Below are 25,720 nucleotides of genomic sequence, written 5' to 3' on the forward strand. Positions count from 1 at the left end.
GGCGAAGACGATGGAATGGATGGCGCCGATGCGCGCACAGGCCAGCATGGCATAGGCCGCCTCGGGGATCATCGGCAGGTAGATCACCACCCGGTCGCCGCGCATCACCCCCTGGCTCAGCAGCACATTGGCAAAGCGGTTCACCTTTTCGGACAGTTCGGCATAGGTGATGTGGCGGGCGGGCTGGTCGGGGTCGTCGGGTTCGAAGATGATCGCGGTCTGGCCGGCGCGTTCGGCCAGGTGGCGGTCGATGCAGTTGACCGAGGCGTTCAGCACCCCGTCCTCGAACCATTTGACCGAGACCCGGCCCATGGTGAAATCGGTGTCCTTGACCTTGCTGTAAGGCTGGATCCAGTCCAGCCGCCGCCCCTCGCGCCCCCAGAACCCCTCGGGGTCCGAAATCGATTCGGCATAAAGCCGGGCATAGTCGGAAGGCCCAACCAAAGCATCCGAAAAACCAGCCGGAATGGGATGTTTCTTAACGTTTTCAATGGACATGGCGCGCCTCCTCTACTCGCGACGGGGGTCTGTCCGGGCGCCGCACCTCCCCCTCAAGGTGCTTTTGTCAGGCGGCCGGGAACAAGAATGCGCAGATGTTAATAAGATTTTTAATTTCCAGTAAACTGTTTTTTTTAAACGAAAATATTGTTAAGTAATTCACACTAGTGATCGCATTTGTGTAAATTATTCACAAGCCCGGCATTTTGCATGCCCATGCGCCCGCCGCCGCTGCTGGCGGCGGGGATGGGGCGGCGCGCGCGCGGGCGGCTTTAGTCAGGCCGCGCGGGGCGCGGCCTCCAGCCGGGCGGCGGTGAAACCGGCCAGCAACCGGTCCAGCGCCGGCCGGTCGGCCGCCAGGCAGCCGGCCGTTGACAAGGCATCGGCAAGCGCCGCGCTGGGGGCCGAGACGCTGATCGCGCGCCAGGGCGAAACCACCGGGGCGCCGCTCAGCGGGTCCAGGATATGGCCGTCCCGCCCGGCCCCGTCGAAGCTGGTGCCCAAGGGCGCCGAGGTCGCCAGCGCCCGGCCGCGCAGCCCCACCGCACCGCCCTGGGCCAGGTGCACCGGCCAGTCCGTGCCGTCGGGCCGCGCCCCCAGGGCGCGCAATTCGCCGGTGTCGATCAGGATGTCGTCCAACCCCTCGGCCTCGAGAGCCGCGGCGACGCGGTCGGCGACATAGCCCTGGCCGATGCCGTTCAGCGTCAGGGCCATCCCCGGCTCCAGCGTGATGCGGGCCGCGTCCAGCCGCACCCGGTCCCAGCCGGTGCGCGCCAGCGCCGCGCGCCGCTCGTCCGCAGTGGGACGGCGGCCGGCCGCGGCGGCTTCGGCCCAAAGCGCCCAAAGCGGCTGCACGGTCGGGTCGAACAGCCCGCCGCTGGCGCGATGCACCGCGCCGGCCTGCGCCAGGCAGTCCAGCAATTCGAAGGGCGGCGCCGCAAGCGCCCCGTCCCGGTTCAGCCGCGACAGGGCGCTGTCGGCGCGGTAGAGGCTAAGGATGCCCTCCAGCCGGTCGATCTCGGCCAGGCAGCGGGCGGTGATCGCCACAGCCTCGGGGTGGTCGATGCGGATCGAGGCGCGGGCGCCAAGCGCCTGGCCTGTCCAATGCCGGACGGGCTGGGCGCGCAGGCTTGCCGGCGCAAGCGCCACGGCGGCGGTGATGGTCAGAAAGCGACGGCGGGACAGGCTCATGTCGCGGGCTCCTTGGGTTGGCTCAACGCGCGCAGGCGGTTCATGAAATCGGCTTCCGTGCCGCTGTCGGGCGCGGTCTCTTCGGGCGTCAGCACCATTTCGTCGGGGATGGCGTCCAGCCGCATCACCTGGCCGCCCTGCGCGGCGGCAAAGGTTTCGGCGGCCTCGCGGCTGGAAAAGGGCACCGCCTCGGGCGCGCCCATGCCGCCGACCTGGGCCGAGCCCATGACGAAAAAGGCGTCCTCGGCCTCGATCCAGTTGCCTTGGCCCGGATCGTCCCAGGTGGCGCCGGGCGCACCCATGTCATTGACCTGGATGGCCAGGATCGGGTGGCTTTGTTCCGGCATCCTGGCATAGGCGACGGCGTCGCGGACCTGGCTGAAGAACAGCGGCGTGCCCGGCATCCCCTCCAGATGCACCTGGGCCTTGGGGCCGGGATGTTCCAGCAGGTTCATCTGGCAGAAATGGCCCAGCGTCTGGGTGTTCATCTCGACCGGGGTGGTGTCCTGCGCCACCTCGTCGCGGCAGGCGGCAAGGCCCAGCATCAGTACCAGCAGCAGCGCATGTCTCATGGCGTGACCTTTCGGAATGCGGCAATGGCAAGGCCAAGCGCGGCCAGCGGCCACAGCAGGACCGAGAGGGCCGATTGCCAAAGCGGGATGGTGGCGGCCGCCCCGCCGACGCCGGCGGCGGCAGCGGTGGCCTGGGCGGCCGACAGGTTGAACAGGCGGAAGGCGTCGGCGGGATTGGCCAGCAGCGCGACCGGCAGCACCTGGGTGGTGAAGCCGCCGCCGCCATCGGCGACGATCAGCGCCAGCAGCGCCAGGTCGTAAAGCACGACCAGCCCCAGCCACAGCCCGACCGCCAGCCCCGCCGCGCCCGAGGGGCGGCGCGCGACGCTGGACAGCGCATAGCCCGCGCCCAGGAAGGTCGCGCCCAGCAGGGTCGAGCTCCACATCAGCCGCCACAACGCCGGCAGACCGGCGGTCGAGGCCGGATCGGTCCAGACCGCCGCAGCCGCGGCCGCGCCATAGCCGGCACAGACCGCCAGCGCCAGGATCGCCAGATGCGCGACCAGCTTGCCGGCCAGCACCTCGGCCCGCGCCACGGGATAGGTCAGCAGCAAGGGCAAGGTGCCGCGTTCGACCTCGCCGGCAATGGCGTCGAAGCTCATCAGCAGCGCCAAGAGCGGCACCAGGTAGACGGCCAGCGAGGTCAGCGAGGCGACCACGACCGACAGCCGGTCGGCGCCGATATCGCCGGTGGGCGCGGCACCCGCCGCCGCCAGCACCAGCGCAAAGACCACCATCAGCGCGGTGGCGATGGCGACCCAGCGGTTGCGCAGCGCGATGCGGAACTCCAGCGCGGCGGTGGACAGGATGCGGCGGATCATTGCCCGGCCCTCCGGCTGAAATGGCTGTAGATGTCCTCAAGACTGGGCGGGATCACGTCCAGGTCCGCGACCCGGTCGCCAAGCCCGGCGATGCGGGCCAGCAGCCCCAGCTTTTCGTCCTGGGCGCAGGCCAGGTGCAGCGTGCCGTCGCCTGCCGGCCGCGCCTGCGGCAGGGCCTGGGCCAGCGCCGGGGCGGCGCCCTGGGCCGGTGTCACGGTCAGGCCCACGGGCAGGGCGGCGCGGCGGCGCAGGTCGGCCAGCGTGCCTTGGGCCGCCAGCCGGCCCTGCGACAGGATCAGGATGCGGTCGGTGCGGGCCTCGACCTCGGTCAGCGCGTGGCTGGACAAAAGGATCGCCGCCCCCTCGGCCGCCAGCCCGTCCAGCAGCGCATAGAAGTCGCGCCGCGACACCGGGTCCAGCCCCGATGTCGGCTCGTCCAGCACCAGAAGCCGCGGCCGGCCGATCAGGGTTTGGGCCAGGCCGACGCGCTGGCGCATGCCCTTGGAATAGGTGCCGATGCGGCGGCGCGCAGCCTTGGCCAGCCCCACCCGCTCCAACAGCTCCATGGCGCGGCGCGGGCTTTCGCCGCGCAAGGACAGGTAATGGCGGATCTGCTCTTCTCCGGTCAGGGCCGGGTGGAAGGCGGCGTTTTCGGGCAGATAGGCCACCTGCATCCGCGCCTGGCCCGAGCCGGGGGCGGCGCCGCAGACCCGCACCTCGCCCGCATCGAAGGGGATCAGGCCCAGGATGATCTTCATCATCGTGGACTTGCCCGCGCCGTTATGGCCCAAAAGCGCGACGCGCATCCCCGGCCCCAGGTCCAGCGAGACCTGGTCCAGCGCCTCGACGCCCTGGAACCGCTTAGTGAGACGAGAGATCGTCAGGGTCGATGTCATCGTAATTTCCTTTTGCCCAACGCCCCGCGGCCTCGGCTTCGTAAGCCTCGATCTCGGGCGGGACGGGGATGGTCAGGGGTCGCATCAGGGGCGCGCTGTCCTGGACGCCGCCCGGCAGGGTGGCGGGAAAGCTTTGCTGGCTCCAGCGGATCAGTTGCACGGCGGGCGCGCCGGTCAGCAGCGCGGCGGCGGGCTGCGACCACAGGATATGGTCCATCAGGTCGTTGGGGCGATAGACGCCGTCGGCGATGCCGTCTCCGTTCAGGTCAAAGCCCGGATGGTCGGACCAGAAATTGCCGCGCCCCTCGTGGCTCCATTCGACATGGCGGGTGCCCACGTATTTCACCTGCTCGCGATTGCCGATAAAGGCGTTGCCGCTGAGCACGTTGCGTTCCGACCCGGCGGTGAAATGGATGCCGATGCCGCAATCCTGAAAGCGATTGTCCCAGATCAGGTTCTTGTGCGCGTTATAGATGAACAGGCATTTCTTCGCGCCGCCGCGGATCAGGTTGCCGGTCACGTCGGCATTGTTGGCATAGTTCAGCATCAATCCATGCTCGCGGTCGCCCAGGCTGCGGTTGCCGCGGATCACCGTGCGGTCCGAGAACATGATGGCAAAGCCCAGGTGGTTGCCGATGCTGACATTGCCCGAAACCTCGGTATTGCGGGTATACATGAAATGCACGGCAAAGCGCAGGTCGCGAAACAGGTTGTCGCGATAGAAGCTGTCGGCGCTGGTGTTGGAAAAGATGCCGTCGCGCCCGTAGCGCACGGAATTGCCCTGGACCAGCGTGCCGGGGCTGTTCCAGACATAGATGCCGTTGCCGCGCTCGTTCATGCGCGGGTCGCGGGTGCCGATGATCTGGTTGCCGACGACCTGGGCGTCGCGGCCGCCATGCACGTCGATACCGTGCATGTTGCCTTCCAGATGCAGGCCGCGGACCTGCGCCCGGTCGGCGCCCTTGCCGATCTTGACGCCCGCATCCAGGTCCTTGTTCACCATGCCCGAGCCGGTGACGGAAAATCCCTGCAAGGTGACGTCCGATGCGGCGATGGTGACGACCGTGCCCTGCCCGCCGCCGTCGATGACGGCCGCCTGGCCGCCGGCCAGGGTCAGCGGCCGGTCGATGGTGACGGGGCCCGGATGGACCCCGTCTTGCAGCCGCAGCACATCGCCGGGGGCAGCCCCGGCGATGGCGCGCGCCAGATTGCCCCGGCCCGGCGCCACCTGATGCTCGGCCGCCCCGGCGGGGACGGCAAGCAGCAGGGCAAGGATCAGGGACGCAAGCCGCATCGGTCAGGCCGCCTTCGGCTCGACCATCATGCGGCCGCGCATCTCCATGTGCAGCGCATGGCAGAACCACTGGCAATAATACCAGTAGACCCCCGGATTGGCGGCGACGAATGTCACCGAAGAGGTCATCTGCGGCCCGATCTCCATCGCCACGCCGTGGTTGCCCATGGTAAAGCCGTGGGTCAGGTCGTCCACCTCGTCCAGGTTGGTGACGACGATCGTGACCTCGTCCCCCTCGGTCACGCTGAAGCTCTCGATCGAGAAGCTGGGCGCGACGCTGGACATATAGACCCGCACCTTGTTGCCGTCGCGGATGATCGTATCGGCCCAATCGTCGATATTGACGCCGTCCGCCTCGGCCATCTTGCGGGTTTCGGCCCACATCGGGTCGTTGCGGTCCCAGACAGACTTGATGTTGGACAGGATCGCCGGATCGACCGAGATGGCGTCATGGGGCTCGGCATAGGTGGGGCCGTCATGGACCAGCACCATCTCGTCGCCCGAAATGTCGATCAGCTGGTCGTTTTCCGGCTTCATCGGCCCGACATTCAGGAAACGGTCCTTGGAGAACTTGCACAGGCAGACCAGCCAGTCGTTCTTGGCGTCCAGCGTCTCGCCCATCGTGGTCTTCAGGTGGCCGGGCTGGTAATGCACGTCCAGCTTTTGCTTGATCGGGTCGATTTCCTCGCCGCCATAGGCGCGGATCGCCTCTTCGATGTTCCACTTGACCACCTGGCTGTCGATGAACAGCGAGGTATAGGCGTTGCCCCGCCCGTCGAAGGCGGTGTGCAGCGGCCCCAGGCCCAGTTCCGGCTCGGCCACCACGGCGCTGCGCGGGTCGGCATCTTCATAGAAGATTGCGTCGAACCGCGTCACGTCCAGCACCGTCGCGGTAGGCGACAGCTTGCCCGCAACGACCAGGTGCTTCTTGTCGGGGGCCATGTTGCAGCCATGCGGGTTGTTGGCGATGGGGATATAGCGGGTCAGCAGGCTGCCCGCCTCTTTCCGGCCGTCCAGGACCTTGCAGCCGTTGATTTCCTCGTAATTGCCTGCCTCGACCGCCTTTTCGATCTCGGCCAGGTTGAAGACGACGACATGGTCCATCTCGGACTCGCTCATCTCGGGCAGGGTCATGCCCATTTCCGAGTTGTACGAGGTCGAAAAGGCGTATTTGCCGTCGTAATCGCAATCGCAATTGTCCAGGTTGCCCGAAACCAGCACCTGCCAGGCCACCTGCATCTCGTCGGCATCGACCGCGGTGAAGACGTTCACATAGGTGGACAGATCGTCCATGGTGGTGCCGTCGTTGATCAGCGGCGCCTCGTCCTCGCCGTTGCAGAACAGATAGTTGCTGCGCGGCCATTTCTGCGGGCGCATGCCGTGGATGGCCTTGGCGTTCGGGATCTCCAGGATGGAATCGCATTTCATCACGTCGCAGCGCACCCGCGCCACGCGGGTATTGGCCTTGTCGTTCATGTATAGATAGCGGCCGTCATACTTGCCCTCGGTATAGGACATGTGCAGGTGGTGCAGGTCGCCGTTGTCGTGGATGCGCTTGCCGTTGGCGGCGAGCTGCTTCTTGGTCCGCTCGGTCATCGTGCGTTCGTGGATGTGCAGCGATTCATTGGTCTGGCCCCAGCCGGTGGCCGAGCAGCGGTTGAAGACCGGCACCCGCATCAACTCGCGCATCGACGGAATGCCCAGGATGCGCATTTCGCCCGTCTGCCCCGAGGACCAGAAGCCGTAATAGTCGTCAAGCTGGCCCGGCGCGATGGCGCCTTCGCCGGTCGCGGCCAGCGCCGCGCCGGTGCCGGCGGTGGTGGCGATGCCCGCCGCCCCCAGCCCGACCGCGGCCGGCCCCAGCGCCAGCCGCCCGCCCCAGGCGCCGGCCACGGCCGCGCCCCCGGCGGTCGCCCCCAGCAATGCACGGCGGCTAAGACCCTTTTGATGCTTCGATTCCATGATCGAACTCCTTTTTTCGTTCAAGCTTCAATCTTGCGGGCGGCGTTGGGATGGCCGGCCGGCGGCTGGCCCAGCCTGGGCTTGCTGCCGGCGGCCACGGCTTCGCGCCGCTTCACCTTTCTGATCACCACCGGACAGGTGGTTTCGGACTGATAGAGCACCTGGCAGTGCAGGCAGTTGATGCATTCGTTGGGGTTGATCTCTCCCGTGGGGTGGATGGACTGCACCGGGCATTGCTGGGCGCAGATCTGACAGGGGTTTCCGCATTCGTGATAGCGCTTGAGCCAGTCGAACATGCGGATGCGGGCCGGGATCGCCAGCGCCGCGCCCAGGGGGCACAGGTAGCGGCAATAGAACCGCTCGACGAACAGCCCCGCGATCAGCAGCGCCGCGGCATAGGCCACGAAAGGCCAGGCGCGGACGAAGTTCAGGATGATCGCGGTCTTGAAGGGCTCGACCTCGGCCAGATGTTCGGCCTGTTCGACGCTGACCAGAGAGACTCCGAAAAGGCCCAGGAAGATCATGTATTTGACCGGCCACAGCCGTTCGTGCAGGCCCCAGGGCAGCGTCCATTGCGGCACGCGCAGCTTGCGCGCTATCTGGTTGGTCAGCTCCTGCAACGCGCCAAAGGGGCACAGCCAGCCGCAATAGGCCCCGCGTCCCCAGAACAGCAGCGCCGCCGCGACCGCGAACCACAGGATGAAGGTCAGCGGGTCCAGCAGGAATGCCTGCCAGCTGAAGCCGTTCACCAGGCTGCCGAACAGCGCCATCAGGTTCACCACCGAAAGCTGCGCGTTGAACATCCAGCCCAGCACCACCAGGGTGACCGCCAGATAGGCCATGCGGAAGATGTAGAAGCGCCGTTCGTTCCTGACCGCGTAATGCTGAAAGAAGAACACCCCGGTCAGCACCGCCAGCATCGTGGCCAGGATCGCGATCTTGACCTTGGAATCCAGCCAGATGCGCTTCCAAAGCTCGGCTTGGGCGCGGGTTTCCTCTTGCTCGGCCACGGCTACGGCCGGGGCTGCGGCGGCGGGCGCGGGCGCGGCGGCCACCGGGACGGCGCCCAGATATTTTTGCGGCAGCTGATAGGCCAGGTCAAAGGTGTGGAAGACCTTTTCGATCGGCCCGACCTCGCGATGCACCAGCAACTGGATGCGGAAGGGCTTGGTCGGGTCAAAGCCCGATTCGGCGGGGATCTTGAACAGGTCCGTTTCGGTGAAATCCGGCGCACCCTCGGCCCGGACGGCATTCAGCCGGCGATGGTCGCGGTCGCGAAACCGCACCGAGATGTCGTCCTGGATTAGCACGATGCGGTCGAAGATGCCGCCGCGCACATAGCCGGACCCCTTGAAGCTGTAGAGCCCCTGCCCCATCACCGCGATGGCATGGTCGTCCGGCCCAAGCCAGACGTCCAGGTTCGCGGCCTGCGCCTCGCCCAAAAGGGCCTGGCCGATGGCCGGGACCGAAACCAGCCCGACCTGCATCTCGATAAAGGTGGTCTCGGGGGCCTCGGTCAGGGCGCGGCCGGCGGCGCGCGGATCGGGATTGGTCGCAAAGGCCTCGTTCACCTGTCCCACGTCCAGCAGCAGCCGGCGCAGGGTGCCGTCGCCCTCCATCTCGGTCCAATCGGCGGGCGGCGCGGCGTCGGGATTGATCTCCAGCGCCGGGCCGGTGGTGGCGGCTTCGGCCAGCCCGCCCAGCCCCAGCGCGCGGGCGACCTTCAGCCCCGAGCGCACGATGGAATCGTCGATGACCATGACCGTCACGGTGGCGCCCGAGATGATCTCGACCTGGTGCCCGGTGCCGCCCGACCGTGCCTCGGCCACCAGGTCCAGGCCCTTGTAGCCGTCCACCAGCGCCTTGACCTTCGCCTCAGGGATGCCGATCAGCACGATGGGTTCGGAATGCTTGACCAGCCGCAGGCCGGCGATCCGGGCATCCTTGTCCACCGCCACCAGCGTATGGATGGGCTTGCCGGAATAGCCGGTCGTGCCGACGAAATCCGAGGTGACAAAGGCGTGGGCGATGGTTTCGCCGCCCCTTAGCACCGGCGCGACGGCCAGATCGTCGCGGATGGGACCGAAACCGTCGGCGCCGGGCACCAGTTCTGCCGCGTTCTGGTCCGGCAGCAAATCGGCCAGCACGCTTTGGGCGGCGGCAGGCAGGGCCGGCAGCGCCAGCAGCGCAAGGGTCAGGAAAAGGCGGAAAATCTTCATGCTCTGGCATCCATGGCAATCGCCTGGACGCCGCGCTTCGGCCGGCGCGGGCATTCCGCATCAGGCCAGGGGCTGTCGCCTGCGGGCGACGGGACCAGAACGGTCCAGGCATGGGAAAGGGATGGGGGTCCGCGCGGCAGCACCGGCACCGGCCGGTCGGTCCCGAACCGCTGCGGCGCGGCCAGGATCACATCTGACCGCTGCCATTCCCCGACGGCGGCCGGCAGGTCGGGCGGCGGGTTGTCGGTCAGCGCCGGCGGATGGCAGATCGGGCAGTCGCGGCAGTCCTGGGGGGCGGGGTGCTCGTTGCCTTCGGCATCAAGCCAGACGGTGCTGGCCTGGCCTTGCGCGCAGATCACCACCTGTTCCAGCGGCCCGGCCAATGCTGCGGCCAGATGACCGGGCATGGCGGCGCCGGTCCCGCCCCAGCCTGCCAGCAGGATCAAGAGAATCGCGGCAAATGACAGCAGAGGCCGGGCCAGGTTATGAACTGCACGATAGCACATATCCCCCCTTTTATGCCGTTCCTTGGGACGCGCGTTGATTTCGATCAAACCCGGCGGTTCGGAATTGGTTCCCCGCAGTTTAGTTCCGCATGGCGGCTTTCGCCAAGCAGGCTCTCTCGTTTTGCGTGTATGGAATCCTGCCGCCTGCCTCGTCCGGCCGAAATCCGAGTTTTTTCCTTTTCATTTGACTTTTCTCAAGCCGCCGCCGTCCTGGACCGGCTATTCCCATGGGCACCGGCGGGGCTTCCGTCCCCGCCGCCAAGGAGAATACGATGTTTCACAAACCCCTCGCCACAGTTGCCGGCCTTGTGCTGGCGCTTGGTCTTGTTGCCCCCGCATCCGCCGCGACGCACGAGGTGCATATGCTCAACAAGGGCGAAACCGGCGTCATGGTCTTCGAGCCGGCCTTTGTCCGCGCCCAGCCCGGCGACGTGATCACCTTCATCCCCACCGACAAGAGCCATAATGTCGAAGCGATCAAGGACATCCTGCCCGAAGGCGTCGAGCCCTTCAAAAGCAAGATCAACGAAGGCTATGCGCTGACCGCGACCGAGCCGGGCCTTTACGGCGTGAAATGCACCCCGCATTTCGGCATGGGCATGGTGGCGCTGGTCCAGGTGGGCGATGCGCCGCAGAACCTGGACACGGCCAAGGACGCGAAGATGCCCAAGAAGGCGCGCGAACGCATGGACGCCGAACTGGCGCAGGTTGACTGACCCGCCGGCGGCATCCCATCGCCAGGCAAGGGCGCGGCGCGGCAAGGTCCGCCCGCGCCCGCTGGCGTCGAAAGGGGCGCAGCGCGTCATGGCAGAATGGCCCCCGCGTGCCCATATGCGAAAAAGAACCGCCCGCATGAGGGCCCGATCCAGGAGGGGATTGGCATGGACATGATCGAACTGACCGAACAGGGCTTCGTGGTCGAGGCCCAGGAACTGGCCGCGGGTTTCGGGCTGGAGCCGGGTCGGGTGCCCGAACTGATGCGCGACAACCGCATCACCACCCGCTGCGAAACCGGCAAGGGCGAGGATGCGGGCCGCCACCGGCTGACATTCTTTTACGACGGCCGGGCGCTGCGGCTGACCGTCGACGACGCGGGCACGATCCTTAGCCGCGCCCGCTTCGACATTCCCGCCCGTGGCCAGGCCGCGGGCTGACGCGGCCCTGCGGCGCGCCAGCCTCCCAGGACCTGCCGGTTCACGACGCCAGGACGCGCGGGAACAGCACCTCTTCCTCCAGGTGGATATGGGCGACCACGTCGTCGCACAGCTTGCGCAGCCCGGTGTAAAGCGCCGTCCACGACCCGCAGGCGTCCTGCGGCAAGGCCAGCCCATGGGCAAGATGCTCGACCTGGCGCAGCAGCGCCCCGGTATCCTGGTGTTCGGCCTGCATCACCCTGATCGGGCCGGCCAGCATCGAGGCGCCGGCGCCTTGCAGGATGGCGGGGAACAGCAGCGCTTCTTCCTTGCCCATATGCGATTCCAGGTCGTCGCGCAGCGCGGCCAGCCCCTGGGCCAGGCCCAGCGGCGCGGCATCGTGGCCGGCATGCACCCTTTCGACCCGCTCGGCCAGGCCGATCAGCGCGGCCAGTTCCTGGCGGTGGACGGCATGATAGCGGTCCAGGATATGGTCGATCAGCGCCGGCGTATCGGCCGGGGCATCGCGCCCGGCGCGGTCGACCAGTGCCTGCAACTCGGCGGTCAGCGCCGGCAGGGATCGGCCGGCCTTTCCGGCCGCCTCGGCCAGGCTGTCGCCGGCCCCGCAGCAAAAGCTGATGCCGGCCCGGCGAAAGACCTCGGCCGCGCCGGGAAGCCGGGCGGCGATGTCGCCGACGGTGCTGTCGGGTGCAAGTGTAATGTCAGTCATGGTGATCTCCTCCGTTTGGGGCGGGCCGGCTGGGGGCCCAGGCTTGCGCCAAAGGCGGGCCGAGGCGCAGCAGATCGACCGCGCGGGCGGCAATCTGGGCGGTGACTTCGGCCAAGCCCTGCGGGCGCAGGTAAAAGGCGGGAACCGGGGGCAGGATCACCGCCCCCATCCGCGTCGCGGCCGCCATGTTTTCCAGATGCGCCAGCGTCAGCGGCGCCTCGCGCGCCAGCAGCACCAGCGGCCGGCGTTCCTTCAGTTGCACCCCCGCGCTGCGGGTCAGCAACCCGTCGTCGAAACCATGCGCGACGGCCGCAAGGCTGCGCATGGAACAGGGCGCGACGATCATGCCCGCGACCGGGCAGGAGCCCGAGGCGATGGCCGCGCCCAGGTCGCGCTGGTCATGGACGCGCGCCGCCAGCGCCTGCAAATCGCGCAATGCGTCAGGCCCGACCTCTTCGGCCAGGGTGCGCCGCGCCATGTCCGACACCACCAGGTCGATCTCCGCCCCGGCGCGGGCCAGCGCGCGGGCGCAATCCAGCGCCAGCACCGCGCCCGAGGCACCCGAGACGCCCAGCACCACCCTCATGGCAGCACCGCGTCAAGCAGCGCCTCGGCCCGCGCCTCGTGTGCGGGGTCAAGCCGCATGACCCGGCCCCATTCGCGGCTGGTTTCGGCGCCGATCTTGGTGGTGGCGTCCAGTCCCAGCTTGCCCGCCAGCCCCTCGACGGGCGAGGCGAAGTCCAGATAGTCCATTGGCGTGCGGTCCAGCAGCATCACGTCGCGGCCGGGATCCATCCGGGTCGAAATGGCCCAGGCGATGTCGTCCCAACTGCGCACGTCGATGTCGCTGTCCACCACCACGACCAGCTTGGTATAGCTGAATTGCGGCAGCATCCCCCATAGCGCCATCATCACCCGCCGCGCCTGGCCGGGATAGCGCTTGTCGATCGCCACCACCGCCATGCGATAGGAACAGGCGGCGGGCGGCAGCCACAGGTCGGTGATTTCCGGGATCTGGGCGCGGATCACCGGCAAAGCCAGGTCGTTGAACACCTCGCCAATGACCGATGGCTCGTCGGGGGGCCGGCCGGTCGCGGTGGACAGGTAAAGCGGATCGTCGCGGCAGGTGATGCGGCTGACGCGCATGACCGGGAAGGGTTCGACGGCGTTGTAATAGCCGGTATGGTCGCCAAAGGGGCCTTCGGGCGCGGTCTCGCCGGGATGGACCCAGCCCTCGACGATCACTTCCGCGCGGGCGGGCACCATCAGCGGCACGGTCTGCGCCGCGACCAGTTCGGCCCGCGCGCCGCGCAGCACGCCGGAAAAGCCCAGTTCGGACACCGTTTCGGGCAGCGGCAGCGCCGCGGCCAGCAGCAGCGCCGGATCGGCACCCAGCGCGATGGCGACCGGCATCGGCTCATTCGCGCGCGCCCATGTGCGGTGATGCGCCGCCCCGCCGCGATGCGCCAGCCAGCGCAGGATCAGCCGGTCCGGCCCCAGCACCTGCGCGCGATAGACGCCCAGGTTATAGCGGGTCAGGTCCTCGGCCCGGCTGTCCTGCGGCCGGGTCAGCACCACCGGCCAGGTGATCAGCGGCCCGCCATCCTCGGGCCAGGGCGTCTGCACCGGCAGCGAATCGAGGTCCGGCAGTTCGACCGCCTGCCCCGGCCCGTGGCGCAGGACCTTGGGCCGCGTCGCCAGCGCCGCGCGCAGCATCGGCCAGCGCGACATCGCGTCCCGCATGCCCTCGACCGGGGCCGGGCTGCGCAGCGCGGCCAGGAATTCGCCGAAACCCGCGATCTCGTCGGGCTGAAGGCCCAGCCCGGCGGCAACCCGCGTCCGGGTGCCGAACAGGTTGGCGATGACGGGAATGCGCGATCCTTGGGGCCGGTCGAAGCGCAAGGCCGGGCCGGCGCGGCGCAGGCAGGCCAGTTCGACCGCCGTCATCTCGTGGCGGGGCGAGACCGGCTCGGCGATGCGGGCAAGCTCGCCCCGCGCCTCCAGCCAGGACAGAAACGCCCGCAAGTCGGGAAAGATGGGTAGGCTGCGCATCGAGGACTCCGGCAGGCCCGCGGCAGGGCGGGCGGTCCCCCAAAGCTAGGCAGGATTTTCCGCCGCCGATTTGACCAATATCAATCACAGCGCCGATTGGGGGGCCTAGACCCGGATCATGACCCAGCGCCCCACCCTGCCGCCGCTGCTGATGCGGCTTCCGCCCCCGCCGCTTTCCCGCCCGGTCCTTGGCCTGGCGCTGACGGCTTTCCTGCGCCGCATCGCCGCGCGCGAACCGACGATCCTGTCGCGCCTTGGCCCCTATGCCGGATCGCGCTTCCTGCTTGATGTCAGCGATGCGCCGATGCTGCTTTTGATGCAGCCCCAGGCGCGGCGGCTGACCGCGCATTCGCGCCATGCGCCCGCGCCCGAACATGACGCGGCGATCCGCGGCGGGCTGGCGGCGTTCCTTGCCATGCTGCACGGGGCCGAGGACGGCGATGCGCTGTTCTTTTCCGGCGAATTGCAGATCGGCGGCGATACTTCGGCGGTGCTGGCGCTGCGCAACGCGCTGGACGATGCCGAACTGGACCTGACCGAGGAGCTGGCGGCGCTGACCGGCCGGCCGCTGGACCGCTGGCTGCGCCGCGCCTCGGCGCTGGTGGCGCGCAAAAGCGGCCTGGTGCTGTCCCGACAAGAGGTGATGGCATGATGGAGCTGGTCTGCCCGGCCGGAACCCCGGCGGCCCTGCGCGCCGCGGTCGATGCCGGCGCGCATACGGTCTATTGCGGCTTTGCCGACGAAACCAACGCCCGCAATTTCCCCGGCCTGAACTTTTCCCGCGAGGAACTGGCCGAGGGCGTGGCCTATGCCCATGCCCGCGGCGCGCATGTGCTGGTGGCGATCAACACCTTTCCGCGCGCCGGCGACCAGGCGCTGTGGCACCGCGCCGTGGCCGATGCCGCCCGGCTGGGCGCGGATGCGGTGATCCTGGCCGACCCTGGCCTGATCGCGCATGCCGCCAATGCCCATCCCGGCCTGCGGCTGCACCTGTCGGTGCAGGCCGCCGCCGCCAATCCCGACGCGATCAATTTCTATGCCGAAACCTTCGGCATCCGCCGCGTCGTGCTGCCCCGCGTCCTGTCGGTCGAGGAGATCACCGCCATCAACCGCGAAATCGACGTGGAAACCGAGGTCTTCGTCTTTGGCGGGCTTTGCGTCATGGCCGAGGGGCGCTGTTCGCTGTCTTCCTATGCCACGGGGCTTTCGCCGAACATGAACGGCGTCTGCTCGCCCGCCAGCCACGTCGCCTATGCCGATGTCGCCGGCAATCACGAGGCGCGGCTGGGCGATTTCCTGATCCACCGCACGCCCAAGGGCATGCCGGTGCCCTATCCGACGCTGTGCAAGGGCTGCTTCACCTCGGCCGACGGCAAGGGCGACAGCCAGACCGGCCATATCTTCGAAGATCCGGCCAGCCTGGACGCGACCCGGCTGATCCCGGCGCTGCAAAAGGCCGGGGTCCGCGCCCTGAAGATCGAGGGGCGGCAGCGTTCCCGCGCCTATGTCGCGCAGGTGGTGCGCGCCTTTCGCGCCGCCGTCGAGGCCGCCGAACAGGGCGCGCCCATGCCCGAGGGACTGCTGGCCCGCCTGACCGAGGGACAGGCCGCCACCACCGGCGCCTATGCCAAGACCTGGAGATGACCATGGACCTGACCGTCGGACCCATCGCCTTTTTCTGGAGCGCCGAACAGGTGCGCGCCTTTTACCGGACACTGGCCGACACCCCCGTTCAGCGGGTGGTGATCGGCGAATGGGTCTGTTCCAAGCGCCTGCCCTTCTGGCAGCACGAGATCCCCGCCGCGGTCGAGGTTTTGCAGGCCGCCGGCAAAGAGGTGGCACTGTCCACCCTGACGCTGATCACCCTGAAACGGGAACGCCGGCAGACGGCCGAGCTGTTCGCATCCGGCCTGCCGGTCGAGATCGCCGATCTTGGCGCGCTGAAGCACCTGCCCCAGGGCGCGCCCTTCTGGGTCGGCCCGACGGTGAACGTCTATAACGAAGGCACGCTGGAATGGCTGGCGGCACAGGGCGCACAGCGCATCTGCCTGCCGCCGGAACTGCCGCTGGAATCGGTGGCGCAACTGGCGCAGGCCGGCAGGCAGGCTGGCGTCGCGGTCGAGGTCTGGGGCCATGGCCGGGCGCCGCTGGCGATTTCGGGGCGCTGCTATCACGCGCGGCTGCATGACCGCGCCAAGGATAGCTGCCAGTTCGTCTGCGCCGAAGATCCCGACGGCCGCACCGTCGAGACGCTGGAGGGGCAGCCCTTCCTGACCGTGAACGGCGTCCAGACGCTAAGCTATACCCAAATGACCGTGGCCCGGCAGGTGGATGCGCTGCGCCAGGCCGGCGTCGCCGCGCTGCGGCTGTCGCCGCAGCCGGGCGATTTCGCGGCCGTGACCCGGCTTTACGCGCGGCTGCTGGACAAGGGGCTGGACCCCGGCGACGCGCTGGCCGACTTGCGCCGCATCCAGCCCGGCGCCATCTTTGCCCAAGGGTTCCTGGAGGGGCGCCCCGGCGCCGCCCCCTGCCCCTGACCTTTTTGACGGAGACGCGCGATGTCTACCTCGGAACGCCTGCGCAACTATCGCGGGCCGGCCTTGCTGAGCCATGGCTTTCGGGCCTTTTTCCTGCTTTCCACGCTATGGGCGGCGCTGGCCATGGCGATCTGGGTCGCCATGCTGGCCGGGGCCGAGATCCTGCCCCTGGCCTTCGACCCGTTCAGTTGGCACGCCCATGAGTTCCTTTACGGCTATCTGGGCGGGGTCATCGCCGGCTTCCTGCTGACCGCGGTGCCGAACTGGACCGGGCGGCTGCCGGTGATGGGCGCACCCTTGGCCGGGCTGGTCGGGCTGTGGCTGCTGGGCCGGCTGGCAGTCGGGGTGTCGGCGCTGATCGACTGGCGCGTGGTCCTGCTGGCCGACCTGGCCTCGGGCCTGATGCTGCTGGCCTTCCTGGCGCGGGAAATCCTGCATGGCCGGAACTGGCGCAACCTGCCGGTGCTGGCGCTGCTGGGGCTGTTCACCGCCGGCAACGCGTTGTTTCACATCGAGGCGGCCCGCGGCGACGCGGCCTTCGAGGGCATGGGGATGCGGCTGGGCCTGGCGGCGGGCCTGATGCTGATCGCGCTGATCGGCGGGCGGATCATCCCCAGCTTTACCCGCAACTGGCTGGCCGCGCGCGGCGCGCAGCAATTGCCCGTGCCTTTCGGCCGTGGCGACGGGCTGGTGCTGGGGCTGACGGCGGTGACGCTTGCGGGCTTCGTCGCCCTGCCCGAAGGCCGGGCCATGCCCTGGCTGATGCTGGCCTGCGGCGCGGCGCATCTGTGGCGGCTGGCGCGCTGGCAGGGCGCGCGGACCGGGGCCGAGCCGCTGCTTTGGGTGCTGCACCTGGCCTATGGCTTCCTGGCGCTGGGTTTCTGGGCCGAGGCGGCGGCCGGGCTGGACCTGATGCTGGCCGCACCGGCGCGCCATGTCTGGCTGGCCGGCGCCATCGGCCTGATGACCCTGGCGGTGATGAGCCGGGCGAGCTTGGGCCATAGCGGCCGCCCGCTGCGCGCCGGGCGCGGCACCACGGCGCTTTACCTGGCGTTGACCGCATCGGTCGTGCTGCGGCTGCTGGCCGGTCTGCTGCCGGCCCAGGTCTGGCTGCTGCACCTGTCGGGAACGCTGTGGATCCTGGCCTTTGGCGGCTTCGCGCTGATCTACCTGCCGGTGCTGGCGCGGCCGCGGCTGGCGAAAAAGCCGGTCTCGGGCGCCAGGCGCACGGCCTGAGGCAGAACGGAAAAAAGGCCCGGTCGCGACGACCGGGCCTTTTGCATTGCGGGGCTTTTCGGCTTAGGCGGGTTGCAGCCCGCAGGCGCGCTGGCACCAGTCCAGAACCGCCGCCTGATCGGCGGGAAGCGGCGTGGCAAGCCCATCGGCAAAGGCCTGGAACGCCGGCAGGTTCAGCCCGTTCACCCCGGCCAGTACCGGGATGCCGCGCGACAGTGCCTCGGCGATCAGGGGGGCAAAGCCGCGGCCCTCGGATTCCTGCTTGCCGAACTTGTTGACCAGCAGCAGGTCGGCGCCGGGCAAGGCGGCAGCGACGCCCAGCACCGCCGCCTCCAGCACGCCGGCATCCAGCCGGCAGCCCCGCGCGCCATTGCCGCGATCCTCGCTGATGCGCAGCACCGGACCGTCGGGCAGCACAAGCAGGTCCATGTCGCAGCGCGCGCGGCCCTCGCGCTGCGGATTGGTCTGCACCGTACCGGCCAGCCGCAGCCCCGCCGCCTGCGCGGCCAGGGCGACACCGGCCAGGAAGCGGTCGGTGGCACCGCGGCCGGACAGGCTGACATAGGCCAGTTGCATCACGCCCGCCCTTCCTGGTCAAAAGTGATCCCGGAAATCCCCGCCCCGGCGATCAGGCCGCCAAGATAGTCGCGGCTGGCGCGCAGCCAGGCCGCCTTGTCATGGGCCTGGCGCAATTGCGGCAATACCGCCTGGAACGGCAGCACCTGGCCGCGGGCGCGCGCGTCCAGGCGGATGATGTGCAGGCCATAGCGGGTCTCGGCCAGGGCCAGCCCGCCTTCCTCCATCGTGGCCAGCACGGCCTCGAACTCGGGCACGGTATCGCCCGAGGTCAGTTGCCCCAGCACCCCGCCCGCGGTTTTCGAGGAACAGGCGCTAAGTTCCGCCGCCAGTTCCCCAAAGCGGCCCGGCCGGGCGCGCAGTTCCGCCAGCGCCGCCTCGGCCTTGGCCCGCGCTTGGGCACGTGCCGGCGCATCCTCGGGGGCGGCGGCGAACAGGATATGCGCCGCCTCGTAAAGCGAGGGGGCGCGGAACTGGTCGGGATGGGCGGCGTAATGGGCGGCCAGCGCCGCCTCGTCGGCGGGGACGGGCCGGACCCGCTGGTCCAGAAGGGCGCGGATCGCGGCCTCGTCCTCGGTCTCCCATTGGCCGGGGGCCAGTTCGGCGGGTTCCGCCGCGATGCCCTGGGCGCGGGCTTCCTGCAACAGAAGCTCGCGCACCGCCAGGGCGCGGGCCGCGGCCCGCCAGGCATGGCCGGGCTTGCCCTTGGGCGCGGGGTGGTTCTGCGCCTCGGCCGCGATGCGGCCGGGGTCTAGCGTCACGCCGTTCACCACGACCGGCGGCAGCAGCGGTTTCATCTCCATCGCCCCTACTCCGCCGGATGGCGCTTGGCCGGTTGATGCTTGGTCCGCACGATCTGGTAGCCGGGCCGCCACAGATAGCGCACCGGGGCCGAAATCATGTGGACCAGCCGCGTGAACGGGAACAGCAGGAAGATGGTCAGCCCCAGCAGGATATGCAGCTTGAACAGCCAATGCACATTGGCGATGTGGTCCGCGGCGCCGGATTGCAGATAGACGATCCCCTGCGCCCAGGACATCAGCAGCGTCATTTCGTGCCCGTCCAGGTGCTGGGCCGAAACCAGGATGGTCGCAAGCCCCAGCACCAGTTGCGCCACCAGCAGGGCCAGGATGCCGGTATCGGCCAGCGTCGTATGGGCACGCACCCGCGGGTCGGTCAGCCGGCGGTGCAGCAGCATCCCGCCGCCCACCAGCGCCACGACCCCGGCAATGCCGCCCGCCGTCATCGCCAGCACCTGCTTGGCGCCATGGCTGATCCCCAGCGCATCAAAGACCGCGATCGGGGTCAGAAGCCCGCCCAGGTGGCCGAAAAAGATCACCAGCACGCCGACATGGAACAGGACCGAGCCGATGACGAATTGCCGCCGCCGCAGGATCTGGCTGGACTTGGATTTCCAGCTAAACGGGTCCTGGTCATAGCGGATGATCGAGCCGAGGATCATCACCGTGATGGCGATATAGGGATAGATCCCGAAAAGGAAATTGTTCATCTATGCCTCCTGTTCATTGCGCCGGGCTGGGGACGCGCGGTGCGTCCATGCGGGCAAGGATGTCGCGGCTGACCGGGCAGCCGGCATTGGGGTCGGGGCCGAAAGTGACCTGCGCCTCTTCCCAGACGGCGTCCAGCGCGGCCAGATCCTCGGGGTCGTCGTCGGGCATGCCGGCCAGGTCCTGGGGCAGTTCGGGCGGCTCGGTCACGACCAGCGTCACCAGCGCGCTCAGCACGCCGGCATAGGCCGTCTCGCGCCGCGTCAGCCGGTCGGCCAGCGCGACCAGGATATGCGAGGCATCGGCCAAAAGCGCCTCTGCCTCGGGTAAGGGCCGGGTGGACAGGTATTCCAGCAGCACCGGCAGGTGGTCGGGCAGTTCCAATCCGACCAGGTCGAAGCCACCGGCGCGATAGGTTTCCAAAAGGTCCACCATGGCGCCGCCGCGGTCGCGGCTTTCGCCATGGACATGTTCGAACAGGTTCAGCGACAGGCTGCGCGAGCGGTCGAACAGCAGCACATAGCGTTCCTGAAGGTCGTAAAGGTCGCCTTGCTGCAATTCCCGCAGCAGCCGGGCGATTTCCTGCATCCGCCGGGGGCCAAGCAGCCCCTCGGCGCGCAGCACCGCCTCGATTTCGGGCAGCGCGGCGATCAGCTCCTCGCTGGGATAGGACAGCAGCGCGGAAAGGGCCTTGAAGCTTTTCATGCGATGAACTCCTGGGGGCTGCGGAACTTCTTGCCGCCAAAGAGCGAGGGCGTGTCGCCCGACGAACAGCCATGCCCGTCGGTAAAGCCGCAGCCGCCGCGCAGGTCATAGGCGTCCTCGACGATCTCGCGATGCGTGGTCGGGATGACGAAGCGGTCCTCGTAATTGGCGATGGCCAGCAGCTGATACATCTCGTCGATCTGGTGGGGGGTCAGGCCGACGCGCTGTGCGACGCCCAGGTTCACCACCCCGTCCAGGTTCTTGGAGCGCATATAGCTGCGCATGGCCAGCATCCGCTCCAGCGCGGCGGCCACCGGCGCCTCGTCGCCGGCGGTCAGCATATTGGCCAGGTAGCGCAGCGGGATGCGCAGGGAACGCACGTCGGGCATGTCGTCCTGGGCGGCGATCTTGCCCGCCTCGGCCGCGTTCTGGATCGGCGACAGCGGCGGCACATACCAGACCATCGGCAGGGTGCGATATTCCGGGTGCAGCGGGAAGGCGATCTTCCATTCCATCGCCATCTTCCAGATCGGCGAGCGCTGCGCACCCTTGATCCAGTCCTCGGGTACGCCCTCGGCGCGGGCGGCGGCGATCACCTCGGGGTCGTTGGGGTCCAGGAAGACGCCAAGCTGCGCGTCGTAAAGATCCATCTCGCTTTCGGTCGAGGCGGCCTCGGCAATCTTGTCGGCATCGTAAAGCATCACGCCCAGATAGCGGATGCGGCCGACGCAGGTTTCCGAACAGACCGTGGGCTGGCCGGATTCAAGCCGCGGATAGCACAGGATGCATTTTTCCGACTTTCCGGTGGACCAGTTGTAATAGATCTTCTTGTAGGGGCAGCCGGAAACGCACATCCGCCAGCCCCGGCACTTGTCCTGGTCGATCAGCACCACCCCGTCCTCTTCGCGCTTGTAGATCGCGCCGGATGGGCACGAGGCGACGCAGGCCGGGTTCAGGCAATGCTCGCAAAGCCTGGGCAGATACATCATGAAGGTGTTTTCGTATTCCCCGTAAATGTCCTTCTGGATACCCTCGAAGTTATAGTCCTTGCTGCGTTTCTCGAACTCGCCGCCCAGGATTTCCTCCCAGTTCGGGCCCCATTCGATCTTTTCCATCCGCTCGCCCGAAATCTTGGAGCGCGGTCTTGCGGTCGGGAAAGCCTGCATCTCCGGCGCGGATTTCAGGTGGTCATAGTCGAAATCGAAGGGTTCGTAGAAATCGTCGATCTCGGGCAGGTCGGGGTTGGCAAAGATATTGGCCAGCACGCGCCACTTGCCGCCCTGCTTGGGCCGCAGATGGCCCGACCGCGTCCGCACCCAGCCGCCGTTCCAGCGTTTCTGGTTTTCCCAATCCTTGGGATAGCCGATGCCGGGCTTGGTCTCGACGTTGTTGAACCAGGCGTATTCGACGCCTTCGCGAGAGGTCCAGACGTTCTTGCACGTCACCGAGCAGGTATGGCAGCCGATACACTTGTCCAGGTTCAGCACCATGCCGATTTGCGCACGCACTTTCATTCCGCTGCCTCCATCTTTTGGGTTGCGGGCCCCGTTTGCAGGGGCTGGTCGAGCCAATCGACCTTGTTCATCTTGCGGACGATGACGAATTCGTCGCGGTTGGCGCCCACGGTGCCGTAATAGTTGAAGCCGTAAGCAAGCTGGGCATAGCCGCCGATCATATGCGTGGGCTTGGGCACGATGCGCGTCACCGAATTGTGGATGCCGCCGCGCAGGTTGGTGATCTGGCTGCCGGGCGTGTTCACGATCTTTTCCTGGGCGTGATACATGAACATGCTGCCTTCCTTCATGCGCTGGCTGACCACCGCGCGCGCGGTGATGACGCCATTGCTGTTGAAGACCTCGACCCAGTCGTTATCGACCAGCCCGGCCTTGCGGGCGTCGATTTCCGAGATCCACACCACCGGGCCGCCGCGGTTCAGCGTCAGCATCAGCAGGTTGTCGGTATAGGTCGAATGGATGCCCCATTTCTGGTGCGGGGTCAGGAAGTTCAGCACCACGTGCTTTTCCCCCGCGGCCAGCGATTTGCGGGCATCCGCCCCGATGGTCTTGAGGTCAACCGGCGGGCGCCAGGTCACAAGCGCCTCGCCAAAGGCGCGCATCCATTCGTGGTCCTGGTAAAGCTGCTGGCGGCCGGAAACGGTGCGCCACGGGATCAGCTCATGCACGTTGGTCCAGCCGGCGTTATAGCAGACCTCCTCGCTTTCGATGCCCGACCAGGTGGGGGACGAGATGATCTTCCTGGGCTGGGCGGCGATGTCGCGGAAGCGGATCTTCTCGTCCTCCTTGACCTCGGCCAGGTGCTTGTGGCTGCGGCCCGTCGCCTTGGACAGCGCGTCCCAGGCCTTGACCGCAACCTCGCCATTGGTTTCGGGGGCCAGCATCAGCACCATCTCGGCGGCGTCGATGGCCGTGTCGATGCGGGCCATGCCCTTGGTCGCGCCCTCTTCGGTGACGCGGCCGTTCAAGGCTTGCAGGTGATGCACCTCGTCCTTGGTGTCCCAGGAAATGCCCTTGCCGCCATTGCCCAGCTTTTCCATCAGCGGACCCAGCGCGGTGAAGCGCTTGTAAAGGTTCGGATAGTCGCGCTCGATCTCGATATAGGCGGGCGCGGTCTTGCCGGGGATCAGGTCGCATTCGCCCTGCTTCCAGTCCTGCACGAAGGGCTGGGCGATTTCGCCGGCGCTGTCGTGCTGCAAGGGTAGCTGCACCACGTCGGTTTCGACCCCCAGCACCTCGGGCGCGATGTCGGAAAACTTGCGGGCGATGGCCTTGAAGATTTCCCAGTCGGTCTTGGACTCGTAAGCCGGGTCCACCGCCGCTTGCAGCGGGTGGATGAACGGATGCATGTCCGAGGTGTTCAGGTCGTCCTTTTCATACCAGGACGCGGTCGGCAGGACGATGTCGGCATAGACCGCGGTGGTGGACATGCGGAAGTCGATCGTGACCAGCAGGTCCAGCTTGCCCTCGGGCGCCTGGTCGTGCCAGGCGGCCTCGACCGGCTTTTGCCGGCCCTCCTGGCCCAAATCCTTGCCCTGGACGCCGTGATCGGTGCCCAAGAGGTGCTTCAGGAAATATTCATGCCCCTTGCCTGACGAGCCCAGCAGGTTCGAGCGCCAGACGAACAGGTTCCTCGGCCAGTTTTCGGGCGCATCCGGGTCTTCGCAGGACATCTGCAAGGCGCCGGATTTCAGCCGCTCGGCCACGTAATCCTTGGCCGGCACGCCGGCCTCTTTGGCGGCGCGGCCGATTTCCAGCGGGTTGGTCTTCAACTGCGGGGCCGAGGGCAGCCAGCCCATCCGTTCCGCCCGGATGTTGTAGTCGATCAGCGACAGCCGGTTCCAGTCGCCCTTGGGCGCGGTCGGCGACAGGATTTCCTGCGTGCTGACCGTCTCGTAGCGCCATTGGTCGGTATGGGCATACCAGGCCGAGGTGGCGTTCATGTGCCGCGGCGGGCGCGCCCAGTCCAGCGCGAAGGCCAGCGCCGTCCAGCCGGTCTGCGGGCGCAGCTTTTCCTGGCCGACGTAATGCGCCCAGCCGCCGCCCGACTTGCCCACGCAGCCGCACATCACCAGCATGTTGATGACGGCGCGATAGTTCATGTCCATGTGGAACCAATGGTTCATCGCCGCGCCGATCACCACCATCGAGCGGCCATTGGTCTTTTCGGCATTGGCGGCGAATTCGCGCGCCACCTGGATGATCCGGTCGCGGGGAACGCCGGTGATGCGCTCGGCCCAGGCCGGGGTAAAGGGCACGTCGGCGTCATAGTCGCGCGCGACGTTTTCGCCGCCCAGGCCGCGGTCTAGGCTGTAATTGGCGCAGAACAGGTCGAACACCGTGGCGACCAGCGCCTGCTGGCCATCCGCCAGGGTCATGCGCTTGACCGGGATGTTGCGGGTCAGCACCTCGCCGCGGTCGTCCACCTCGAAGCCATTGGTGGCTGCGCCGCCGAAATAGGGGAAGTCGACGCCGACCACGTCGTCGCGATCTTCCTCCAGCACCAGGCTCATCTTCAGCCGGACCTCATCCTCGCCGGCCTTCTGTTCCAGGTTCCAGCGCCCCTCTTCGCCCCAGCGGAAGCCGACCGAGCCGTTCGGCACCACGATGCGGCCGGTCAGGTCGTCGATGGCGACCGTCTTCCATTCCGGGTTGTTGGCCTGGTCCAGCGCGCCGTCGAAATCGCTGGCGCGTAGCTGGCGGCCGGGCACATAGCGGCCGTCCTGTTCCTCCAGCCGCACCAGCATCGGCATGTCGGAATAGCGCCGGCAGTAATCCTCGAAATACTCGGCCTGCCGGTCCAGGTGGAATTCGCGCAAGATGACATGGCCAAAGGCCATGCCAAGCGCCGCGTCGGTGCCCTGCTTGGCGTTCAGCCAGATGTCGCCGAACTTGGCCGCCTCGGAATAGTCGGGGCAGATCACCGCGGACTTGGTGCCGCGATAGCGCGCCTCGGTATAGAAATGCGCGTCGGGGGTGCGGGTCTGGGGCACGTTCGAGCCCCAGATCAGCAGGTAGCCGGCATTATACCAGTCGGCGCTTTCGGGCACGTCGGTCTGTTCGCCCCAGGTCTGCGGGCTGGCCGGCGGCAGGTCGCAATACCAATCGTAAAAGGACATGCAGGTGCCGCCCAGCAGCGACAGGTAGCGCGTGCCCGCGGCGTAAGAGATCATCGACATGGCCGGGATGGGCGAAAAGCCGAAGACCCGGTCGGGGCCGTATGTCTTTGCCGTATAGGCATTGGCGGCGGCGGTGATTTCCGTCGCCTCGTCCCAGGTCGCGCGCACGAAGCCGCCCTTGCCGCGGATGCAGGTATAGCTTTCACGCGCCGCCGGGTCGGACTGGATCGCCGCCCAGGCCTGGATGGGGGTCATGCTGCGGCGCTTTTCGCGCCACAGTTTCATCAGCCGGCCGCGGATCAGCGGCGTCTTTACCCGGTTCGCGCTGTAAAGATACCAGCTATAGGACGCGCCGCGCGCGCAGCCGCGCGGCTCGTGGTTGGGCAGGTCGGGCCGGGTGCGGGGATAGTCGGTCTGCTGCGTTTCCCAGGTGACGATGCCGGATTTGACATAGATCTTCCAGGAGCACGAGCCGGTGCAGTTCACCCCATGGGTCGAGCGCACGATCTTGTCGTGCCGCCAGCGCTGGCGATAGGTGTCCTCCCAATCGCGGTTTTCGGTCGTGGTCTGGCCATGCCCTTCCGAAAACACGTCCTTGCGGGTGGATTTCAGGAAGTTCAGGCGGTCCAGCAGATTGCTCATGGCTGTCTC

General features: G+C 67.7%; 24 protein-coding genes. 6 read left to right on the top strand and 18 right to left on the bottom strand.

The window, feature by feature from the left end; all coding sequences use genetic code 11:
* The 9 genes from F3H32_RS09635 to F3H32_RS09675 form a co-directional block, all read right to left on the bottom strand.
* On the bottom strand, positions 1 to 498 hold a 498-nt coding region (locus F3H32_RS09635; RefSeq protein WP_149765668.1), incomplete at its 3' end, for an acetyl-coenzyme A synthetase N-terminal domain-containing protein.
* 276 nt (positions 499 to 774) lie between these two features.
* Positions 775 to 1,689 (bottom strand): FAD:protein FMN transferase, encoded by a 915-nt coding sequence (locus tag F3H32_RS09640; protein WP_149765669.1) that lies wholly within the window; start codon positions 1,687 to 1,689, stop codon positions 775 to 777.
* Positions 1,686 to 2,261 (bottom strand): nitrous oxide reductase accessory protein NosL, encoded by a 576-nt coding sequence (locus F3H32_RS09645; protein WP_149765670.1) that lies wholly within the window; start codon positions 2,259 to 2,261, stop codon positions 1,686 to 1,688. The genes F3H32_RS09640 and F3H32_RS09645 overlap by 4 nt, the downstream gene beginning before the upstream one ends.
* A complete protein-coding gene (locus F3H32_RS09650; protein WP_149765671.1) occupies positions 2,258 to 3,082 on the bottom strand; it encodes an ABC transporter permease in 825 nt (274 codons plus the stop codon). Before F3H32_RS09650 ends, F3H32_RS09645 begins: the two co-directional genes overlap by 4 nt.
* A complete protein-coding gene (locus tag F3H32_RS09655) occupies positions 3,079 to 3,978 on the bottom strand; it encodes an ABC transporter ATP-binding protein (RefSeq protein WP_149765672.1) in 900 nt (299 codons plus the stop codon). Before F3H32_RS09655 ends, F3H32_RS09650 begins: the two co-directional genes overlap by 4 nt.
* On the bottom strand, positions 3,944 to 5,272 hold the full coding sequence (locus tag F3H32_RS09660; protein WP_149765673.1) for a nitrous oxide reductase family maturation protein NosD: 1,329 nt from the start codon (positions 5,270 to 5,272) through the stop codon (positions 3,944 to 3,946). Before F3H32_RS09660 ends, F3H32_RS09655 begins: the two co-directional genes overlap by 35 nt.
* 3 nt (positions 5,273 to 5,275) lie before the next feature.
* The gene (gene nosZ, locus F3H32_RS09665; RefSeq protein ID WP_149765674.1) at positions 5,276 to 7,234 is read right to left on the bottom strand and encodes a TAT-dependent nitrous-oxide reductase; all 1,959 of its coding nucleotides are present in this window, start codon (positions 7,232 to 7,234) and stop codon (positions 5,276 to 5,278) included.
* 20 nt (positions 7,235 to 7,254) lie between these two features.
* Positions 7,255 to 9,453, bottom strand: coding sequence for a NosR/NirI family protein (locus F3H32_RS09670; RefSeq protein WP_149765675.1), 2,199 nt, complete (start codon positions 9,451 to 9,453; stop codon positions 7,255 to 7,257).
* Positions 9,450 to 9,899, bottom strand: coding sequence for a hypothetical protein (locus F3H32_RS09675; protein WP_149765676.1), 450 nt, complete (start codon positions 9,897 to 9,899; stop codon positions 9,450 to 9,452). Before F3H32_RS09675 ends, F3H32_RS09670 begins: the two co-directional genes overlap by 4 nt.
* 332 nt (positions 9,900 to 10,231) lie before the next feature.
* Between F3H32_RS09675 and F3H32_RS09680 the strand changes: the two genes are divergently transcribed.
* Both F3H32_RS09680 and F3H32_RS09685 read left to right on the top strand, forming a co-directional pair.
* Complete coding sequence (locus F3H32_RS09680; RefSeq protein WP_149765677.1) at positions 10,232 to 10,675, top strand: pseudoazurin; 444 nt, start codon at positions 10,232 to 10,234, stop codon at positions 10,673 to 10,675.
* Between the two features lie 165 nt (positions 10,676 to 10,840).
* Positions 10,841 to 11,113, top strand: coding sequence for a DUF6522 family protein (locus F3H32_RS09685; RefSeq protein WP_149765678.1), 273 nt, complete (start codon positions 10,841 to 10,843; stop codon positions 11,111 to 11,113).
* A 40-nt stretch (positions 11,114 to 11,153) separates the two neighbouring features.
* On the opposite strand, the gene ric is transcribed toward F3H32_RS09685, so the two are convergent.
* The 3 genes from ric to F3H32_RS09700 are packed head-to-tail and all read right to left on the bottom strand — an operon-like array spanning position 11,154 to position 13,874.
* Entirely contained in the window at positions 11,154 to 11,822 is a 669-nt protein-coding gene (ric, locus tag F3H32_RS09690; RefSeq protein WP_149765679.1) for an iron-sulfur cluster repair di-iron protein, read from the bottom strand.
* On the bottom strand, positions 11,815 to 12,408 hold the full coding sequence (locus F3H32_RS09695; RefSeq protein WP_149765680.1) for a UbiX family flavin prenyltransferase: 594 nt from the start codon (positions 12,406 to 12,408) through the stop codon (positions 11,815 to 11,817). Before F3H32_RS09695 ends, ric begins: the two co-directional genes overlap by 8 nt.
* On the bottom strand, positions 12,405 to 13,874 hold the full coding sequence (locus tag F3H32_RS09700; protein WP_149765681.1) for a UbiD family decarboxylase: 1,470 nt from the start codon (positions 13,872 to 13,874) through the stop codon (positions 12,405 to 12,407). Before F3H32_RS09700 ends, F3H32_RS09695 begins: the two co-directional genes overlap by 4 nt.
* Positions 13,875 to 13,992: 118 nt before the next feature.
* Here F3H32_RS09700 and ubiT point away from each other — a divergent pair, with 118 nt between their 5' ends.
* Genes ubiT through F3H32_RS09720 form a run of 4 tightly spaced genes read left to right on the top strand, consistent with a single transcriptional unit; the run spans position 13,993 to position 17,647 of the window.
* A complete protein-coding gene (gene ubiT / locus F3H32_RS09705) occupies positions 13,993 to 14,526 on the top strand; it encodes a ubiquinone anaerobic biosynthesis accessory factor UbiT (protein WP_149765682.1) in 534 nt (177 codons plus the stop codon).
* Positions 14,526 to 15,518, top strand: a complete 993-nt coding sequence (ubiU, locus tag F3H32_RS09710; protein WP_149765744.1) for a ubiquinone anaerobic biosynthesis protein UbiU — start codon at positions 14,526 to 14,528, stop codon at positions 15,516 to 15,518. Before ubiT ends, ubiU begins: the two co-directional genes overlap by 1 nt.
* Positions 15,519 to 15,520: 2 nt before the next feature.
* Positions 15,521 to 16,411: a ubiquinone anaerobic biosynthesis protein UbiV gene (gene ubiV, locus F3H32_RS09715; RefSeq protein ID WP_149765745.1), complete on the top strand. Its 891-nt coding sequence runs from the start codon at positions 15,521 to 15,523 to the stop codon at positions 16,409 to 16,411.
* A gap of 21 nt (positions 16,412 to 16,432) precedes the next feature.
* Positions 16,433 to 17,647, top strand: a complete 1,215-nt coding sequence (locus tag F3H32_RS09720; RefSeq protein WP_149765683.1) for an NnrS family protein — start codon at positions 16,433 to 16,435, stop codon at positions 17,645 to 17,647.
* Positions 17,648 to 17,710: 63 nt separating this feature from the next.
* On the opposite strand, the gene F3H32_RS09725 is transcribed toward F3H32_RS09720, so the two are convergent.
* Genes F3H32_RS09725 through F3H32_RS09750 form a run of 6 tightly spaced genes read right to left on the bottom strand, consistent with a single transcriptional unit; the run spans position 17,711 to position 25,711 of the window.
* The gene (locus F3H32_RS09725) at positions 17,711 to 18,223 is read right to left on the bottom strand and encodes a DUF2478 domain-containing protein (protein ID WP_149765684.1); all 513 of its coding nucleotides are present in this window, start codon (positions 18,221 to 18,223) and stop codon (positions 17,711 to 17,713) included.
* Positions 18,223 to 19,020 carry a peptidylprolyl isomerase gene (locus F3H32_RS09730; RefSeq protein ID WP_223191400.1) on the bottom strand — a complete coding sequence of 266 codons (798 nt, stop codon included), beginning with the start codon at positions 19,018 to 19,020 and terminating at the stop codon, positions 18,223 to 18,225. Before F3H32_RS09730 ends, F3H32_RS09725 begins: the two co-directional genes overlap by 1 nt.
* Positions 19,021 to 19,031: 11 nt before the next feature.
* Complete coding sequence (gene narI, locus F3H32_RS09735; RefSeq protein WP_149765686.1) at positions 19,032 to 19,733, bottom strand: respiratory nitrate reductase subunit gamma; 702 nt, start codon at positions 19,731 to 19,733, stop codon at positions 19,032 to 19,034.
* Between the two features lie 13 nt (positions 19,734 to 19,746).
* Positions 19,747 to 20,436, bottom strand: coding sequence for a nitrate reductase molybdenum cofactor assembly chaperone (narJ, locus tag F3H32_RS09740; protein WP_149765687.1), 690 nt, complete (start codon positions 20,434 to 20,436; stop codon positions 19,747 to 19,749).
* Complete coding sequence (gene narH / locus F3H32_RS09745) at positions 20,433 to 21,950, bottom strand: nitrate reductase subunit beta (protein WP_115756528.1); 1,518 nt, start codon at positions 21,948 to 21,950, stop codon at positions 20,433 to 20,435. Before narH ends, narJ begins: the two co-directional genes overlap by 4 nt.
* On the bottom strand, positions 21,947 to 25,711 hold the full coding sequence (locus tag F3H32_RS09750; protein WP_149765688.1) for a nitrate reductase subunit alpha: 3,765 nt from the start codon (positions 25,709 to 25,711) through the stop codon (positions 21,947 to 21,949). The genes narH and F3H32_RS09750 overlap by 4 nt, the downstream gene beginning before the upstream one ends.
* Positions 25,712 to 25,720: the final 9 nt, after the last annotated feature.

The organism is Paracoccus thiocyanatus (assembly GCF_900156255.1).
Classification (GTDB): Bacteria; Pseudomonadota; Alphaproteobacteria; order Rhodobacterales; family Rhodobacteraceae; genus Paracoccus; species Paracoccus thiocyanatus.